13 protein-coding genes are annotated in these 16,098 nt (G+C 61.6%); 5 read left to right on the forward strand and 8 right to left on the reverse strand.

Features of this window, described 5'->3' with window-relative positions; genetic code table 11:
- Positions 1 to 8: 8 nt before the first annotated feature.
- The 4 genes from GS424_RS11465 to GS424_RS11480 all read right to left on the reverse strand — a co-directional run bounded on the left by GS424_RS11465 (position 9) and on the right by GS424_RS11480 (position 6,210).
- Positions 9 to 1,352 (reverse strand): glutamine synthetase family protein, encoded by a 1,344-nt coding sequence (locus tag GS424_RS11465; protein ID WP_015760888.1) that lies wholly within the window; start codon positions 1,350 to 1,352, stop codon positions 9 to 11.
- Between the two features lie 82 nt (positions 1,353 to 1,434).
- Positions 1,435 to 2,979: a cell wall-binding repeat-containing protein gene (locus GS424_RS11470; RefSeq protein WP_160943322.1), complete on the reverse strand. Its 1,545-nt coding sequence runs from the start codon at positions 2,977 to 2,979 to the stop codon at positions 1,435 to 1,437.
- Positions 2,980 to 2,984: 5 nt separating this feature from the next.
- Positions 2,985 to 4,556 carry a cell wall-binding repeat-containing protein gene (locus GS424_RS11475; protein WP_160943321.1) on the reverse strand — a complete coding sequence of 524 codons (1,572 nt, stop codon included), beginning with the start codon at positions 4,554 to 4,556 and terminating at the stop codon, positions 2,985 to 2,987.
- Between the two features lie 22 nt (positions 4,557 to 4,578).
- A complete protein-coding gene (locus tag GS424_RS11480; protein WP_342354559.1) occupies positions 4,579 to 6,210 on the reverse strand; it encodes a cell wall-binding repeat-containing protein in 1,632 nt (543 codons plus the stop codon).
- Positions 6,211 to 6,421: 211 nt separating this feature from the next.
- On the opposite strand from GS424_RS11480, the gene GS424_RS11485 reads away from it, so the two are divergent.
- The 5 genes from GS424_RS11485 to GS424_RS11505 all read left to right on the forward strand — a co-directional run bounded on the left by GS424_RS11485 (position 6,422) and on the right by GS424_RS11505 (position 10,725).
- Positions 6,422 to 6,919 carry a universal stress protein gene (locus GS424_RS11485; protein WP_160943319.1) on the forward strand — a complete coding sequence of 166 codons (498 nt, stop codon included), beginning with the start codon at positions 6,422 to 6,424 and terminating at the stop codon, positions 6,917 to 6,919.
- A 93-nt stretch (positions 6,920 to 7,012) separates the two neighbouring features.
- The gene (locus GS424_RS11490) at positions 7,013 to 8,302 is read left to right on the forward strand and encodes a glycosyltransferase (protein WP_160943318.1); all 1,290 of its coding nucleotides are present in this window, start codon (positions 7,013 to 7,015) and stop codon (positions 8,300 to 8,302) included.
- A 117-nt stretch (positions 8,303 to 8,419) separates the two neighbouring features.
- Positions 8,420 to 9,646: a DegT/DnrJ/EryC1/StrS family aminotransferase gene (locus GS424_RS11495; protein WP_160943317.1), complete on the forward strand. Its 1,227-nt coding sequence runs from the start codon at positions 8,420 to 8,422 to the stop codon at positions 9,644 to 9,646.
- Entirely contained in the window at positions 9,646 to 10,251 is a 606-nt protein-coding gene (locus GS424_RS11500) for a sugar transferase (protein WP_160943316.1), read from the forward strand. The genes GS424_RS11495 and GS424_RS11500 overlap by 1 nt, the downstream gene beginning before the upstream one ends.
- A 12-nt stretch (positions 10,252 to 10,263) precedes the next feature.
- Entirely contained in the window at positions 10,264 to 10,725 is a 462-nt protein-coding gene (locus tag GS424_RS11505) for an Hpt domain-containing protein (protein ID WP_244977524.1), read from the forward strand.
- Positions 10,726 to 10,752: 27 nt separating this feature from the next.
- On the opposite strand, the gene GS424_RS11510 is transcribed toward GS424_RS11505, so the two are convergent.
- The 4 genes from GS424_RS11510 to GS424_RS11525 form a co-directional block, all read right to left on the reverse strand.
- Positions 10,753 to 11,718 carry an extracellular solute-binding protein gene (locus tag GS424_RS11510; RefSeq protein WP_244977525.1) on the reverse strand — a complete coding sequence of 322 codons (966 nt, stop codon included), beginning with the start codon at positions 11,716 to 11,718 and terminating at the stop codon, positions 10,753 to 10,755.
- A 312-nt stretch (positions 11,719 to 12,030) separates the two neighbouring features.
- Positions 12,031 to 13,242, reverse strand: a complete 1,212-nt coding sequence (eutH, locus tag GS424_RS11515) for an ethanolamine utilization protein EutH (RefSeq protein WP_160943314.1) — start codon at positions 13,240 to 13,242, stop codon at positions 12,031 to 12,033.
- 5 nt (positions 13,243 to 13,247) lie between these two features.
- Positions 13,248 to 15,017: a phosphotransferase gene (locus GS424_RS11520; RefSeq protein ID WP_160943313.1), complete on the reverse strand. Its 1,770-nt coding sequence runs from the start codon at positions 15,015 to 15,017 to the stop codon at positions 13,248 to 13,250.
- Positions 15,018 to 15,193: 176 nt separating this feature from the next.
- Positions 15,194 to 16,096 carry a sugar phosphate nucleotidyltransferase gene (locus GS424_RS11525; RefSeq protein WP_160943312.1) on the reverse strand — a complete coding sequence of 301 codons (903 nt, stop codon included), beginning with the start codon at positions 16,094 to 16,096 and terminating at the stop codon, positions 15,194 to 15,196.
- Positions 16,097 to 16,098: the final 2 nt, after the last annotated feature.

Here is a 16,098-nt window from a genome sequence, read left to right on the forward strand (position 1 = left end):
CTCGCACGTCACAGCACCGCGAGGTAGCGGTCGCGCTCCCACTGCGACACGTACCCCTGGTAGTCGTTCCATTCGGCGCGCTTCGCGGCCACGAGGTAGGAGTGGATGTGGTCGCCGAGCGTCGCGCGCATCAGCTCGGACTCCGCGAACAGCTCCACCGCCTCGCCGAGGCTTTCGGGCAGCGTGGCGATGCCCTGCTGGCGCAGGTCCTGGCGCGACAGCATGAACAGGTCCTGGTCCTCGTTGGGCTCCTGCAGCTCCAGCTCCTCCTCGATACCCGCCAAGCCGGCGGCCAGCATGGCGGCGAAGGCGAGGTAGGGGTTCGCGCTGGGGTCGGGGCTGCGCAGCTCGAGGCGACACGCACCCTCGCTCGTGGGGCGGTAGCCCGGCACGCGCACGAGCGTGGAGCGGTTCGAGCGCGCCCACGACAGGTAGATGGGCGCTTCGCCGCCGGCGATGAGGCGCTTGTACGAGTTCACGTGCTGGTTCGTGATGGCGCAGAACTCGGGCGCGTACTTGAGCAGGCCCGCCAGGTAGTGCTTGGCCACCTTCGACAGGTGGTAGCCCTGGGGGTCGTTCGGGTCGTAGAAGGCGTTGTTGCCGTCGAGGTCGTAGAGGCTCTGGTGCACGTGCATGCCGCTGCCCGGCTCGCCCGCCATGGGCTTGGGCATGAACGACGCGTGCACGCCGTGCTTCATCGCGATCTCCTTGACGACCAGCTTGTACGTCATCACCGCGTCGGCCATGGACAGCGCGTCGGTGAAGCGCAGGTCGATCTCGTGCTGGGACGGGCCGTTCTCGTGATGCGAGTACTCCACGGGGATGCCCATCTTCTCCAGCGTGAGCACGGTGTCGCGGCGCAGGTCGGAGGCGTAGTCGAGGCTCGTGAGGTCGAAGTAGCCGCCGCGGTCGAGCACCTCGGTGCCCTCGGCGTCCTTGAAGTAGTAGAACTCCAGCTCCGGGCCGATGTTGAACACGTAGCCCATCGCCTGGGCCTTCGCCGCCGTGCGCGCGAGCACCTGGCGCGGGTCGCCCTCGAAGGGCGACCCGTCGGGCGTGCGCAGGTTGCAGAACATGCGGGCGACCGCGTTGGACTCGGGCCGCCACGGCAGCACCTGGAACGTGGACGCGTCCGGATACGCCAGCATGTCGGATTCCTGCGTGCGGCAGAACCCCTCGATGCAGCTGCCGTCGAAGCCCATGCCGTCGGCGAACGCGTCCTCGAGCTCGCTCGGGATGACCGCGAACGACTTCATGCGTCCCAGCACGTCGGTGAACCAGAAGCGGACGAAATGAACGTCGCGGCTCTTGATGGTTTTCAGCACGAAGTCTTGCTCGGGGGTCACGGTCATCGGGCAGTCCTTTCTCTCTCGAACCACCATTATACTCGCCGGTGTTTCGGTTGCGTTTCGCGAGGGGCGCGACCGCATGCATCTAGTCGCTCACAATGCGCCGAACCTCCATCCTCCCAAAGCCCTTCGAAGACAGAGGAACGTACTGGCAGCTCATGCCGAAGTCCGGCTCCTCGTATATCATGCCGTTGCCCGCGTAGAGCACCACGTGCTCGGGAAGAAGCGGGTTGTAGTTGGGCCAACCGCCAAAATACATCAGTATAAGATCACCTGGTTTCGCATCGTTGATCGATGCCACCCGATAACCTGCGTTGATCTGATCGTACGTCTCGAACCCGATATCCATGCCAAGATTACGCGTATAGATATGCCAGGTGAACGAAGCGCAATCCATGCCGCCGTCTTCGGGATACTTGCCCAACCAGACATAGGGGATGCCAAGGCACGACCGAGCTATGCGCATCGCACGGTTGATCGCATCCTGCCGATCGACGCCACTCGAGTTGCACCAAAGATAGCTGCCGTCAGACAAACTTGTTGCTCCCATAGGGAGCACGCGACCGAATTCCATAGAGCGCTCGATATATGAGCACAAACCGTTCGAGATCGCGCTCGTTCCCCCGAAATAGCGGATGGTTGAAATGGAACCTCTCTTGGTAACTACAGATTTGATAGTCGAGGAGGAAGCGTCGCCCACGAGCAGCATCACCGACTTCGTGGCCCCCTGCAGCACCGATCCTGCTAGCGCGTCGTAGGGCAGCGAGCCCGAGGCGAATGCGACGCCGTCCCAGGAGAGGATGCCGTTGTCCACCGCCCAACCGGCGATGGCTGCCGAGGTGTCGTACCGATCCACTCCCGCCTCGCGCTCGCACACGCCGTCCGGCGAGGAGATGGCGGCGACCAGCTCGAGAAACCCGTAGGCGAAGTCGGAGACGACAGCCGTGCCGCCCACGGCCAGCACCCGGGAGAAGCGCCCCTGCTCAGCCCCCTTCAGCAGAGCCCGCTTCTGAGGCTCGCGCAAGTCGGAGCCCTGCTCCACGAGAAAGATGGGGGCTTTCTTCGCATAGGCCACCGGAGAGACGGACAGCGCGTCGGCGAACTGGTCGCCAGTGGCAACAATCGCCATCGAGGCATCCCAAAACCCGCGCTCCAACCCGTAGTTATACACCTCCATCTGGGTGTCGTAGCAGTCGGTGCCGCCCAAGCGCGCCTCGAGGGCGATGCCCTTGGCCGAGAGCTGGGCCACCACCGTATCCGATACCGCAACGGTCCCGCCTACCACAATGACGCTCTTCACCCTCAGGTCGGAGAGCACCTTGGCGGTTGGCGAGGAGAGGTCCTCGCGGTCCGTGAACAGGATGGGGCCTTTTGAAGCGGCAAGGCCGGCTGCCGAGAGTGCGTCGACCCAGGAACCCCCAGGCCCCACGAGGATTGCGCTGGGAGAGCCGTTCTGGTAGGCGGCGCGCGCCTCGGCTGCCGCGGTCTCGAACATGTCGACGCCTGCATACCGAGACACGTCAACCGCGAACGCCTTGGAGGGCATCGCAAAGCAGAGCAAAAACAAGGCCACGGCAAACGACACCACAGCAAATAGCGCATTGAGACTGCGACGATTTACGCGCTTCATTGTGTCTAGCCCCTTTCGGCACTCGGTGTGCCGACTTCTTGATAAGGCGCTTTACCATTCAACTCTTTAGCGTCAGTCTGGGTTTCATCCTTTGGGAGTTCTTTGGTATTAGCCTGCGCCCCGCTTTCCGACGCAACGGCATCGCCCGCACCGGCTTCAATCTCAGAAGCCGCATTCGGACTAGGAGCATTGGAGATGCCCAGCGTCGACACGATCGTATCCCTCATGCTTTGAGGCACGACAGCCGTTCCACCTAGGAACCTCACATGGTCAATAGAATCCTTTTGCTGCGCCGCTGCGCTCAACGCTGCCGTATTCGACCCATCAATCAAAAGCAGAACCGACCCGCTTCTGCCCTGCAAAACCGAACCCGCAAGGGCATCGTAAGGCACTAAGCCCGTAGCGAATGCAAGGTTGTCCCAAGAAAGACCCTGACTCGATGTCGCCCACGTTGCTACCTTTGCGCTCGTTTCATATTGAGTAACTCCAGCAAGACGCGTATACGAACCATCGTTCCAAGTACAAATTCCTGAAATAAACCCTTCGACTTGCCTTGACACGGCGTTCGTTCCGCCCACAATGGCAATCGAAGTGAAGCCTCCATCCCGTGCGCCCTTCACAAGCGCCTGTTGTTGATCATGACGCAAACCCTCACCAGGCGCCGTCAAGAAAATAGGCGCTTTCTTGGCAAATGCCACTGGTGAAACTGATAAAGCATCGGCAAAGTGACTGGCGATGGCCACAATAGCCATCGAAGAATCCCAGAAATCCCGTGATCGGCCATATTCGTATATCTCCATCTGCGTGTCAAAGCAATCAGTACCCGCAAGGCGGGTTTCCACCGCGATGCCCGCACTCTTGATGTCGTTCGCAGCCTTCGCTGATACGACAGCTTCACCGCCAACAATGACGACGCTTTTCACACCGAGATCTTTGAGTACGTTTTCGGTAGCCGAATTGAGAGAATTCTTATCTGTAAAAAGGATGGGGCCCTTCGAAGCGGCAAGGCCTGTTGCAGACAGCGCATCAATCCACGCTGGACCAGACCCTGCAATAATAGCCGAAGAGCAGCCATGCGGATACGCTGCCACCGCCTCAGCTGCAGCCGTTTCAAATAAGGTAGTACCAGCATAGCTTTGCACGGGATCGGCACTAGCCTCAACTGGCTCGGCAGCTTCCGTCTCCGGCTCCTCAACAAGCGCTAACGCGTCTTTGAAGGGAGCATCTTCGTCAACAGTCGTATCGGTATCTTCCTGTCCTTCATCACCAGAATCGATGTCGTCACCTAGGACAACATCAGGCGTCTCTTCACCCTTTTCCCCGGATTCCTTCTTGTCGTCAAGATTGCCGGAGGGGTCCTCAACCCCATCGACTCCATCGTCTGGAAGCACTGCGCTATCAGTATCCTTCGATAGCTCAACAGCACCCGTCGAATCTTTGGATGACTCGATTTGATCGTCGGCGTACACACAAGGGAACGGCATTAAGCACCCGACCAAAGCGACCGCGACACCCACGGCAAACAGCCTGAAGGCAAGCGTATGTACATATCGTTTTCTTTTCAACATCTTGCCCATCAAATCCTCCCTATAGCGCTCTCTAATCGCTGATTATTCTACGAATCTCAATTTTGCTCGCATGCTTCGACGACAGAGGAACGTACTGGCAGCTCATGCCGAAGTCCGGCTCCTCGTAGATCATGCCGTTGCCCGCGTAGAGCACCACGTGCTCGGGAAGAAGCGGGCTAAAGTTGGGATGGGAATTGAAATACATTAAGATGAGATCGCCCGGCTTCGCTTGGGAAACCGAGGCAACGCGATACCCATCGCTAATTTGATGATACGTGTCTTCGCCCAAAACGATACCCTGCTGTTTGTACACATACCAAGTAAACGACGAACAGTCCATCCCGCCGTCTTCAGGCCACATCCCGTCCCACACATACGGTATACCCAAACACGAGCGTGCGGTTCCCATCACGCGACTGATGGCATCTTGCCTGTCAACGCCTGAAGCATTACACCACACATAAGAACCGTTCGACAGCTTCGAACCACCAAGGGGCAAACCGTGTCCGAATCGCATTGAATAATCCACATAAGAGCGCATGCTACTCGGTATAACGCTCGTTCCCCCGAAGTACCGGATGGTCGAAATGGAACCAACATGCCGTGCGACGATATCAACCGTGACCGACGGAGCGTTGCCCACCAGCAGCATCACCGACTTCGTCGCCCCCTGCAGCACCGACCCTGCGAGCGCGTCGTAAGGCAGCGCGCCCGAGGCGAACGCCACACCGTCCCACGAGAGCACCCCGTTGTCGACCGCCCAGCGCGCCACAGCCGCCGAAGTGTCGTACTGATCGGCGCCCGCAACGCGCTCGCAGGCACCGCCCGGAGACGACACGGCAGCGACAAGCTCAAGAAACCCGTAGGCAAAATCGGACACGACCGCAGAGCCACCCACGGCGAGCACGCGGGAGAACCGGCCCTGCTCAGCCCCTTCCAGCAACGCTCGCCTCTGCGGATCACGCAGGTCGCCGCTCGATTCCGCGAGGAAGATGGGGGCCTTCTTCGCGTAGGCTACGGGTGAGACGGACAGGGCGTCGGCAAAATTGGCGCCAGTGGCGACGACGACCATCGAGGTGTCCCAAAACCCGCGCTCTAGCCCGTAGCGGTACACCTCCATCTGGGTGTCGTAGCAATCAGCGCCGCCCAAGCGCACCTCGAGGGCGATCCCCTTGGCCGAGAGCTGGGAAACCACTGATTCGGACACAGCCACGGTGCCGCCCACCACCACAACGCTTTTCACCCTGAGGTCAGCGAGCGCCCCGGCGGTCGCCGGAGAGAGGCTTTTGCGGTCAGTGAACAGGATGGGGCCCTTCGAGGCCGCGAGGCCCGCGGCCGACAGTGCATCCACCCAGGATTCTCCGGGCCCCACAAGAATGGCGCTTGCTGAGCCGTTCGGGTAGGCGGCTCGCGCCTCGACTGCCGCAGTCTCGAACATGTCGGCGCCTGCGTACTCGGACGTGCCGAGGGCGAGGGCCGTGGCGGGCAAAAACGCCGCAACCCAAACGAGAGCTATTACAGTTGCCAGACCAAATGCGATCCAAGCACTGCACAAAAACGCTGAAACCTGCACAAACACCGCAATGTGATTTCTGAACCCCTTGTGCGCCGCATATCCCCTGCGTCTTGGATTAACGCGCATGGCAACAGTACCCCCACTCATTGCGCCCCTTAAACGTATTCGTACAATAGTAGCATAGCCTTGATAGTATTCGGTACATTCCGAGCGAAGAAAAGCAGGGTGATTCGCCACCGGAATCAACGGCACAACGAGTCACGGTGACAGTCCGTCGCCAGAACCCCGACCCTCTGCCGCGCCGCGTGATGCGTGCTATACTTTAGCTGTTTGATCAGCGACGATCAGGAGGAATCCCATGAAGTTCACCAACATCCTCGTGCCGTTCGACAAGTCCGACCACGCACTGCACGCGCTCACGCTGGCCAAGGGCTTGGCGGAAGAGGACCCCGCCATCAAGCTGCATGTCGTCAGCGTCGTATTCGTCTCGGACATCCCGCCCGCGCTCGGGCTCGACGCCAACCCCTACGAGAGCGCTCCCCCGCTGGTCATCCAGCCCGACCTGTACAAGAAGCTCGTCGAAGCGGCGCTCGACCGCGAGGAGAACGACATGAAGCAGGCCATCGGCGGACTGCTCGACGGCCTGCCCAACGACGTGGACATCGTGGCCGCCAACGCGCCGTCGCCCGTCGACGGCATCAACGACTTCGCGAAGGAGCACGGCTGCGACCTCATCGTCATGGGCTCGCGCGGCCTCGGCGTGCTGCGCGGCATGCTGGGCAGCGTCAGCTACGGCGTCCTGCGCTCCGCGGAGATCCCCGTCCTCGTGGCGAAGAAGGACGAGAACGGGAAGTAGCGAAGGCTTACGAACCGCATCCCGACGGCCCGCGTCCGTTTTCGCGCGGGCCGTCGCGCATGCCGACCCGATAAGTTGGTATACTACCTGGCTATGGAAACCAATCGACATCATACCCGCCCGCGCAAACATCTGGCTGTCGTCACGATGGGGGTGAAGCTGGGCGACGAGACGCGCGGTTACACGCGCTTCCGCTTCCTGTCGGAGCTGCTCGCGCGCGAGGGCTTCGAAGTCGACCTCATCACGTCGTCGTTCCAGCATTGGGACAAGGCGCATCGCGACACGTCGAAAGCCTGCTACCAGGGCCTTCCCTACCGCGTCGTGTTCATCGACGAGCCCGGCTACACGAAGAACCTCGACCTCGCGCGCATCCGCAGCCATCGCGTCGCGGCGAAGAACCTGCGCGCGCACTTCGAGCGAACGGCCGGCGCGTACGACCTCATCTACGCGGAGATCCCGCCGAACGACGTCGCGCGCGTGTGCGCCGAAGCGGCCGACGCGCAGGGCATCCCGTTCGTGGCGGACATCAACGACCTGTGGCCCGAGGCCATGCGCATGGTCGTCGACGTGCCCGTGGTCAGCGACGTCGCCTTCTACCCGTTCTCGCGCGACGCGAAGCGCGTCTACCAGCTGCTGGCGGGCGCCGTCGGCACCTCCGACGAGTACGCGGCGCGCCCGGCGAAGGACCGCGCGAAGCCCTACCCCCAGGCCACGGTGTACGTGGGCAACGACCTGGCCGCCTTCGACGAAGGAGCCCGCGTGCACGCGCCCGAGGTGGACAAGCCGGAAGGCGAGCTGTGGGTCGCCTACGCCGGAACGCTCGGCGCCAGCTACGACGTGGCCACGCTCGTCGAGGCCGCCGCGCTGCTCGAGCGCCGACGCCTCGCACGGGCGGCGTCGAAGGACGACGACCAGGCGCCGGCCTTGCCCCCCGTGCGCGTGAAGGTGCTCGGCGACGGCCCCGACCGCGAGAAGCTCGAGGCGCTCGCGGCGCAGCTCGACGCCCCGGCGGACTTCCTGGGTTACACGGCCTACGAGCTGATGGCCGCCTACCTGTGCGCGTCGGACATCGTGGTGAACTCGCTCGTCACGTCGGCGGTTCAGAGCATCGTGACGAAGATCGGCGACTACCTGGCCAGCGGCAACCCCATGATCAACACGGGCTCGAGCCCCGAGTTCCGCGCGAAGGTGACCGCCGACGGCTTCGGCGTGAACGTCGAGGCGGAAGATGCCGAAGCGCTCGCCGACGCTATCGCCAAGCTCGCGGGGCACGCGTCGCTGCGCAAGATCATGGGCTCGAAGGCGCGCGCCGTCGCCGAGAGCGAGTTCGATCAGCCTCGCGCGTATCGCGAGATCGTGGATTTGCTGCGCACGTTGCTGTGATTTTGGTTGAGCGCCTCGCCAAACCGGGCGCGGCGCGTCAAAATAGGGAGCTTGCATACGCTGATTGCGTGCGATCATGCAGGTCGCACGTCGTTTATAGGGTACCAAGGAGCAATCTTGACTGAGCAGAAACGCATTTCGTTCTCCCCGCCGGACATCACCCAGGCCGAGCTCGACGAGGTCGCCGACGCGCTGAGGAGCGGCTGGATCACCACCGGCCCGAAGACGAAGGAATTCGAGCGTGAGATCGCCCGCTTCGCGCAGGCCGACCGCGCCGCCACGTTCGCCTCGGCCACCGCGGCGCTCGAATGCGCCCTGCGCGCCATCGGCGTGGGACCCGGGGACGAAGTGATCACGAGCGCGTACACCTACACCGCCTCCTGCTCGGTCATCTGCCACGTGGGCGCGACCCCCGTGCTGTGCGACGTGGCGCCCGGCTCCTACGAGATGGACTACGACGCCCTGCCCGGCCTCGTCACCGAGCGCACGCGCGCCATCATCCCCGTCGACATCGCCGGGCGCATGGCGGACTACGAGCGCCTGTTCGCCGCGCTCGACGCCGTGCGCGACCGCTGGAAGCCCGCGACCGAGCTGCAGCGCGCCTTCGACCGCGTCATCGTCCTGGCCGACGCCGCCCACTCGTTCGGCGCGACGTATCGGGGACGTCCCTCCGGGTCGGTGGCCGACTTCACCGCCTTCTCGTTCCACGCCGTGAAGAACCTGACCACGGCCGAGGGCGGCGCGCTCGCGTGGCGCGCGGGCGCGTTCGACTCCGACGAGCTGTACCGCCAGTTCATGCTGCAATCCCTGCACGGCCAGACGAAGGACGCGCTGGCGAAGAACCGCGCGGGCGCCTGGGAGTACGACATCGCCTTCCCCGGCTGGAAGTGCAACATGACCGACATCCAGGCGGCGCTCGGGCTTGCGCAGCTGCGCCGCTACCCCGCCTCGCTCGCCCGCCGGCGCGCAATCGTCGAACGCTACGAGCGCAACCTGCGCGACCGTGACGTCGAGCTGCTGCAGCACTACGGCGAGGGCGGCGAATCGAGCGGGCACCTCATGTTCGTGCGCCTGAGGGCCAAGTCGCAGGCGTTCCGCAACGCGCTGATCGAGCGCATGGCGGACGACGGCGTGGCCACGAACGTGCACTACAAGCCGCTGCCGCTGCTCACCGCGTATCGCGATCTCGGCTTCGACATCGCCGATTTCCCGAACGCGCTCGCGCAGTTCGAGAACGAGGTGACGCTGCCGCTGCACACGCTGCTCTCCGACGACGACGTGGACTACGTGGCGGCGTCGTTCGGGCGCGCCTACGACAAGCTCGAGGCGGAGGGCGTCCGCTGATGTACGCACGGTTCGGAAAAAGGGCGTGCGACCTGGTCGTAGGGCTCGTGGCACTGCCCTTCGTGCTGATCATCATCGCGGTGCTGGCGCCGTTCATCCACTTCGAGGACAAGGGACCCGTGTTCTACAACGCGCCGCGCGTGGGGCTCGGCGGGCGCGACTTCAAGATGTACAAGCTGCGCTCGATGCGGGTGAACGCGCCCGACCTCGTCATGGAGGACGGCTCCACCTACAACGGCGCGGACGACCCCCGCATGACGCGCGTGGGCGCCTTCATGCGCAAGACGTCGCTCGACGAGATGCCGCAGTTCCTCAACGTGCTAAAAGGCGACATGAGCGTCGTGGGGCCCCGCCCCGACCTGCGCCGCGAGACGGAGCTCTACGAAGGCGACGAGCACCTCAAGCTCACCGTGAAGCCCGGTATCACCGGGTACGCCGCCGTGTACGGGCGCAACTCGCTGCCCTGGCACGACCGTTTGGCGCTCGACGTGTTCTACGTGCGCAACGTTTCCTTCCCGCTCGACGTGAAGGTGTTCTTCAAGACGTTTTCCGCCGTATTCAACCAGGAAGGCGTGTTCGTGGAGGACGATGCGTCGGCGAAGTAACGGTCGGCTAACGTGACCCCTTCCGACCCGCCGCGCACGGCTCCCACCCTCTATCATGAACGTGCGCCGCGCAACGCAGGCGTACGACGGGAGAGCATGCAGGAGAGTGAGATCATGACGAACGAATTGAACGCAAAGCTTGCACAGTACGGCATCGACTATGCGGAGGCGATGGAGCGCTTCGGCGGCAACGAGGCCCTGTTCGTTCGTCTCGCCTCGAAGTACGCGAACGATCCGCATTTCGACCGGTTGGAAGCCGCGATGGCCTCCGGCGATACCGCCGCGGCCGAGCGCGAGGCCCATTCCCTCAAGGGCGTCGCGGGCAACTTGTCGTTCGTGCGCCTCTACGACCTGGCCGCGCGCATCACCGATGCGCTGCGCGCCGACGATTTGGACAGCGCACGCGCACTCATGCCCGAACTCCGCGAGAGCCACGAAGCCGTGGTCGAAGCCCTGGCGATCCTGCAGGGGTAGGAGCGACAAGCGTTCCTGCCGCTCCTTCTAGTACTTCCACTTCGCCAGCAGGCGTTGTTTCTCGTCCGGATCGGTGATGCCCCTCATGTCGGCATACACGATATCGGTCGGATAGTTCGGAATCTCGGCTTTGAAGTCGATGAGAACCCGATCGGGCACGTACGTTTCGTTGTCGATCTTCACGCCTTCGGTGGCGAGCCACTCGAACACTTCGTGGACGACGGCGTTATCCTCCCGACCTTGGACGATGCCCAAGCCGTACACGGCCCAGGGGGCACCCTCCTCGAAGAACAGCACCCGCAGCGGCACGCCTTGGTTGATCTCGGAAACGGTCTGGAAGGTCATTCCCAGACCGATGGCGGCTTCGCCTTGCACGAGCGCATTCACCGGGCCCGACCCTGAGGAGGTGAACTGGTACACGTTCTCAGCCAGGCGATCGAAGTACGCAAACGCTTCATCCTCACCCCAGGCGTTCACCAGGCTCTTGACGAAATTGTACCCCGTGCCCGATGACTTGGGGTTCGGCATGGTCACCAGGCCGCGAAACGCAGGATCGGTCAGATCCTCGTAGCAACGGGGCGCGGTGAGGCCGCGCTCGGAAAACGCCGCCTCGCTGATCGCGATGCAAGCGCTTTCACGCGAAAACGGAAAGAAGCGGTTATCGGCATCCACCAGGTCGGCGCAATAGCGGGACGCATCCGATGCCGGAAGCTCCTCGAATTGATCCGACACCTGCTTAAGGTAACCGCCTTCAAGGCCCAAAACGATATCGGCTTCGGATTGCGCTCCTTCCATCTTGAGCTTCGCCGCGCAGTTGCCCGTGGGAATGTAGCGCAAACGAATGTCGTAGGCAGGAAACCGATCATGCATCGCCGCAAGCAGCGACTCGTTGCGCACGCCCTCGGCACACGAGTACATGACGACCGTGTTCTCGGATCGTCCCGAACACCCCGGCAGAGCCAAGGCGCATGTCGCACCCAGCGCGCCGAGCAAGAATTCTTTTCGCGTCAGCTGAAGCATCGCGTCAAGGTCGCACGCACTCCGACCCCCTCTCACCACCTTTGCTCTTCTCGATTTTGACCACATGAAACAAGAGAATCGTTTGTACAATTCTTAGTGTTTACTTATATTTATGAACGCAAAATATACCTATTTACGATCATCATCCCTTTTCGGAATGTAAAGATCATATCAAGTGTGTTCAATAATGTAAATTGAATATGGTAATTGAACATAAAACAAAACACCCCTTCTCCCGTTGGCCACGATGGGGGAAGGGGTGCTTCGACGATCCGGATTGTTTTTCTAGTTCTCGGCTTCTGCCCTATCGATCCGCTCGAGTTCCTCAGCCTTCTTCACGGCAAGCAAGCTTGCGAACACGACGGCACACACACCCGCTGACAGCTTCCCTACAAGCACCGGCACGATCAGCGTCGGTTGGAAGTTCGCCGTGAACGACAGATGATCGCCGAACAGAAACGCGCAGCACACGGCAAACGACATGACCAGCACCTTGTCGCGCGCCTTGAGGTCTTTCACCATCGACAGCGCCGCAAGCACGTTCGCCGAGGCGGCCAGCAAGCCAGCGGTTGCATCCGAGCTCAGCCCCACCGCGCCGCCGATTTTGGCGAGTGGCTTCGCAAGATAGCGCTTGATGAGGTACACCATGGGAAACGCGCCGCACAACATCATGCCGATAGCACCCGACACCTCGAGCGCTCGGAAGATATCCTCCTCGTCGGCGATGATAGGATCGAACCCGAAGGAGCCGAAGACCGTGGTGAAGATGCCCGTGAAGTATTCGACAACCGCCAGCACGAACACGATTTTGAGCGTCGCTTCCATCACGCGACCGAATACGATGAACCCCTTGATCATGGCGTCGGGCTTGAACTTGAGCCCCAATGCCAGCGCAACGCATATGATGATCAGCGGCACGAGGTTGACGCCGATCTGGGCGAAGCTCAACGCAAGCTGATAGGTCGCTTCGGCGTTCGTCGATACGACCTCCCGGATAACCGGGTGCGAAAGCGCGATGATGACGCTCGCAACGAGCACGCCGATAGGAATCGCGAGAAGGCCGCTCATCACTCCGAGCGCCAAGTACTTCCGATCGCGTTTCTCGAGCATCTTCAGCGCCACCGGTATCGTGAAAACGATGGTTGCGCCCGCCATATACCCGGTCATCATCGCCATGATCCAGCTCTCACGCGTCTGCGCAAGCGCGTCCGCCAGCTGGTATCCGCCCATGTCGATGGCGATGAACGTCGTCGCCGCCATGGCTGGGTCGGCGCCGAGCGCCCCGTACGCCGGCCCGAAGACCGTGCTCACGAACGCCGTCAGATAAGGAGCCGATGCCATGATGCCCGCTACGGGAAGGAAGATGGGGCCGATGGAGTCGATGCCGGCCACGAATTGCCGGCCGAGCTCGCTCTCCGGCTTGATGGCCGATGCGACGGCGCCCGCCAACGCACACGCCATGATGATGTACACCACGGCTGTTCCGATCATCTCCATCTCGACTACCTTTCGTCCTCGTAGAGCGCAAGCGCTTTGGCCGAATACGTCTTGGCGTAGCGGTACCACAGGTACAACCACTCTCCCACCGAATCGCCTGCAGCCTCTTTATACAAGGCCCAGATGAACCAGTGGTAGGCGGCAAGCGCCACGAAAGCGATGCAATGGCGGTATTCCTCGGCGGTCAATGCGCGCTGGAAGTACGTCTCGAGCACGCGATCCGCCTCGTCCTCGTCGTAGTCGGAGCAGCAGATGAACACGCCGAGATCGGAACCGTAATCCGACATCGCCGAATACTCCCAGTCGATAAGGTACATCGCCTCTTCGGAGACGAGGAAGTTCGGGTTGTAGAAATCGTTGTGGCAGAGGCACGGTGCAACGCCATCCCTCTTCACCAAGGCGTCGAGGCGCGCCGCGCGATCGCGCAGGGGCTCGTAATCCGGGAACGACGGATAGGAACGCGCACCGAGCAGCGCCATCATGGACTGGGCTTTCTCGAACAGGTCGTACGTCCACTGCGACGTCTCGCCGCTCTGGTGCAAACGGCGGATCAGGTCCATGGCCTGCTCGACATGGCTCTCGTCGTGGTAATCGAACGGCTTGCAATCCTTCACGAAGCGCGACACCTTCCAGCCTTTCCGGGTATCTTGAAAGATGAACGTGTCATCGATGCCGAGCTTTTTGGCGACAGCCTGGGAGTATGCCTCGCTTCGTCGGTTGATGATCTCGTCCGTGCCGGGACCAGGGTGCCGATATACGTACGAAGCACCGTCGACCGAGAATCTGAAGGAAAGGTTGGTGAGGCCTTCCTTGATCGGCACGATGCCCTCGACTCGGTCGCGCGTGCAACCGAGCACGTCGCAGATGTTGTCGAGGATCTCCGAGTCGACGTTCGTCAGGAAATCCTGGTCAAACTGCTTAAGATCGGAAAGGGAATCGAATTCGTAGATGACGCCCGGTCCGTAGCGGCGCAACACCATGCGCAGATCTTTCACATGGTCGCGAAACAGGTCCTCCCAAAGCTTGGGCGCCGTCTCGGGCCAATCGTATTCGTTCTCGAGAATGGCCGAGAACGCGCTGGAGAACGCGCGATCAAAGTACGCGTGCCCGAGCATGCCGAACGCATCGGCGCCGCCGACGGTAACGCCGATGATTCGCCCATCGCGTGCCGTCTTCATGCAGTACTCGTCGGTGGGACCCTCGAAATACATGCCCGCATAGTACGCTTCGTACACGTACGGCTCGAAAACGTTCTCGGTGAAGTAATCGTCGGACGAGCAGATGTAGGTGTTGCCCAGCTGCTCCCGAACGAGCATGAGGGTGGAGTTGTTGTTGCGAGCGACGTACTCCTCGTTCACGCGGATGGTCACCCCGTATAGATCCTCAAGGTAGAAGAACGCCTCCTTCATATAGCCGACCACTACCGTGATGTCGTCGATGCCGGCGTCTTTAAGCTGGCGGATCTGCCGCTCGATCAGCACTTCGCCCCGCACGTTGAGCACGCCCTTGGGCTTCTCGTAAGAGAGCGGCGCAAAGCGCGAGGACAGTCCCGCAGCCATGATGATAGCGTTCTCTACTTTGTACGGCTGCAAGGCGCGATAACCCTCCGCCGTGACGTAGAACCCGTCCATGAGCCCGCGATCGCGCAGCGTCTGGCACAATCGGTTGACCGTGCCGAGCGAAAGCCCTGACGCATCGGCCAAGGCGCGCTGCGTGTACACGCCTTCGTCCATCGACGCGACCAGGGTTTTGAACTCGTTCTTCTCCAGCGACACGACGATCCTCCCGTTGATCCGCATACTGTCTTATAGTCCGGGAGGAATTCTAACCGCAATGTTCATTTTTGTAAAGAAAAAGTAAATAATGAACAACTATTCTGTTATTACGCTAATTTGTACCTCATATTTGATCAATTTTTCAAATTGAAAACCAAATTTGAAACATGATGCACCTATTCGACTACATAGGACCTATCGAGCTGCTGCAGTTCGCGGTACGTGTCGATCTCGATCACATCGTCGAACGTGCACTCGCGCACCGACACCTCGTAGTTGCGCGCGAAGTAGCGCAGCGCCACCTCGTCCCAGTACCGCTCCTTGCCGCCCGGCATGGCGAACGTGGCCGGCACGTCGTCGGCGAGCTTTCTGCCGTCCTCTTCGGTCCAATAGGAGATACCGAACATGTGGTGGCAGTCCGTTCCGCCCACCGTGAGCCCCGTGATCACGCCGCGGCGCGTCTGAAAGCACCAGTCGTCGGTAACCGGCACCGGCACACCCAGGTAGTTCGACGAATACTGGTACTTCGTGATGAGTTTCGGGTTGTACAGCAGCAGGTCGGACTCGAACACGTAGGCGTTCTGCAGCAGATCCTTCGCCGCCACGGCCGAAGAGATGTTGTTCGCCTCGTTGTAGAAGGGGTTCTCGATGAACTTCACGTGGGGGTACTTGTACAGCAACTGATCGAACTGCTCGGCAAGGTACCCGCGCACCACGTACACCTCCTCGATGCCCGCGGCGGACACCGCATCGAGCAGCGAGTCGATGATGCGCTGGCCCCGCACGCGAATGAGCGGCTTGGGCGTGTTCAGCGTGATGGGAACCAAGCGGGAGCCGAACCCGGCTGCGATGAGCACCGCGCGCTTGACGCGATACGGCTCGAGCGCTTCCAGGCCCGCCGCCGACAGCATGCCCTCGCGCACGAAGCCCCGCTCGTGCAGGTCGGCCATCGCGCGGTTGACCGTGCCTACGGACAGATCGGCAGCCGCGGCGATCTCGCGCTGCGTCAGCGACTCGCTCACACGCGCCTCAAGCGCGGTCAGTATTTTGAAATCCTTCACATCGAGCGAACGGGACATGA

This window comes from Eggerthella guodeyinii, assembly GCF_009834925.2.
In the GTDB taxonomy this organism is placed as follows: Bacteria; Actinomycetota; Coriobacteriia; order Coriobacteriales; family Eggerthellaceae; genus Eggerthella; species Eggerthella guodeyinii.

Coding starts and splice junctions, on each gene's coding strand:
- GS424_RS11475 (WP_160943321.1), bottom strand. CDS start 4,556: ATGGGCAAGATGTTGAAAAGAAAACGATATGTACATACGCTTGCCTTC.
- GS424_RS11500 (WP_160943316.1), top strand. CDS start 9,646: ATGTACGCACGGTTCGGAAAAAGGGCGTGCGACCTGGTCGTAGGGCTC.
- GS424_RS11480 (WP_342354559.1), bottom strand. CDS start 6,210: ATGAGTGGGGGTACTGTTGCCATGCGCGTTAATCCAAGACGCAGGGGA.
- GS424_RS11465 (WP_015760888.1), bottom strand. CDS start 1,352: ATGACCGTGACCCCCGAGCAAGACTTCGTGCTGAAAACCATCAAGAGC.
- GS424_RS11490 (WP_160943318.1), top strand. CDS start 7,013: ATGGAAACCAATCGACATCATACCCGCCCGCGCAAACATCTGGCTGTC.
- GS424_RS11485 (WP_160943319.1), top strand. CDS start 6,422: ATGAAGTTCACCAACATCCTCGTGCCGTTCGACAAGTCCGACCACGCA.
- eutH (WP_160943314.1), bottom strand. CDS start 13,242: ATGGAGATGATCGGAACAGCCGTGGTGTACATCATCATGGCGTGTGCG.
- GS424_RS11470 (WP_160943322.1), bottom strand. CDS start 2,979: ATGAAGCGCGTAAATCGTCGCAGTCTCAATGCGCTATTTGCTGTGGTG.
- GS424_RS11525 (WP_160943312.1), bottom strand. CDS start 16,096: ATGTCCCGTTCGCTCGATGTGAAGGATTTCAAAATACTGACCGCGCTT.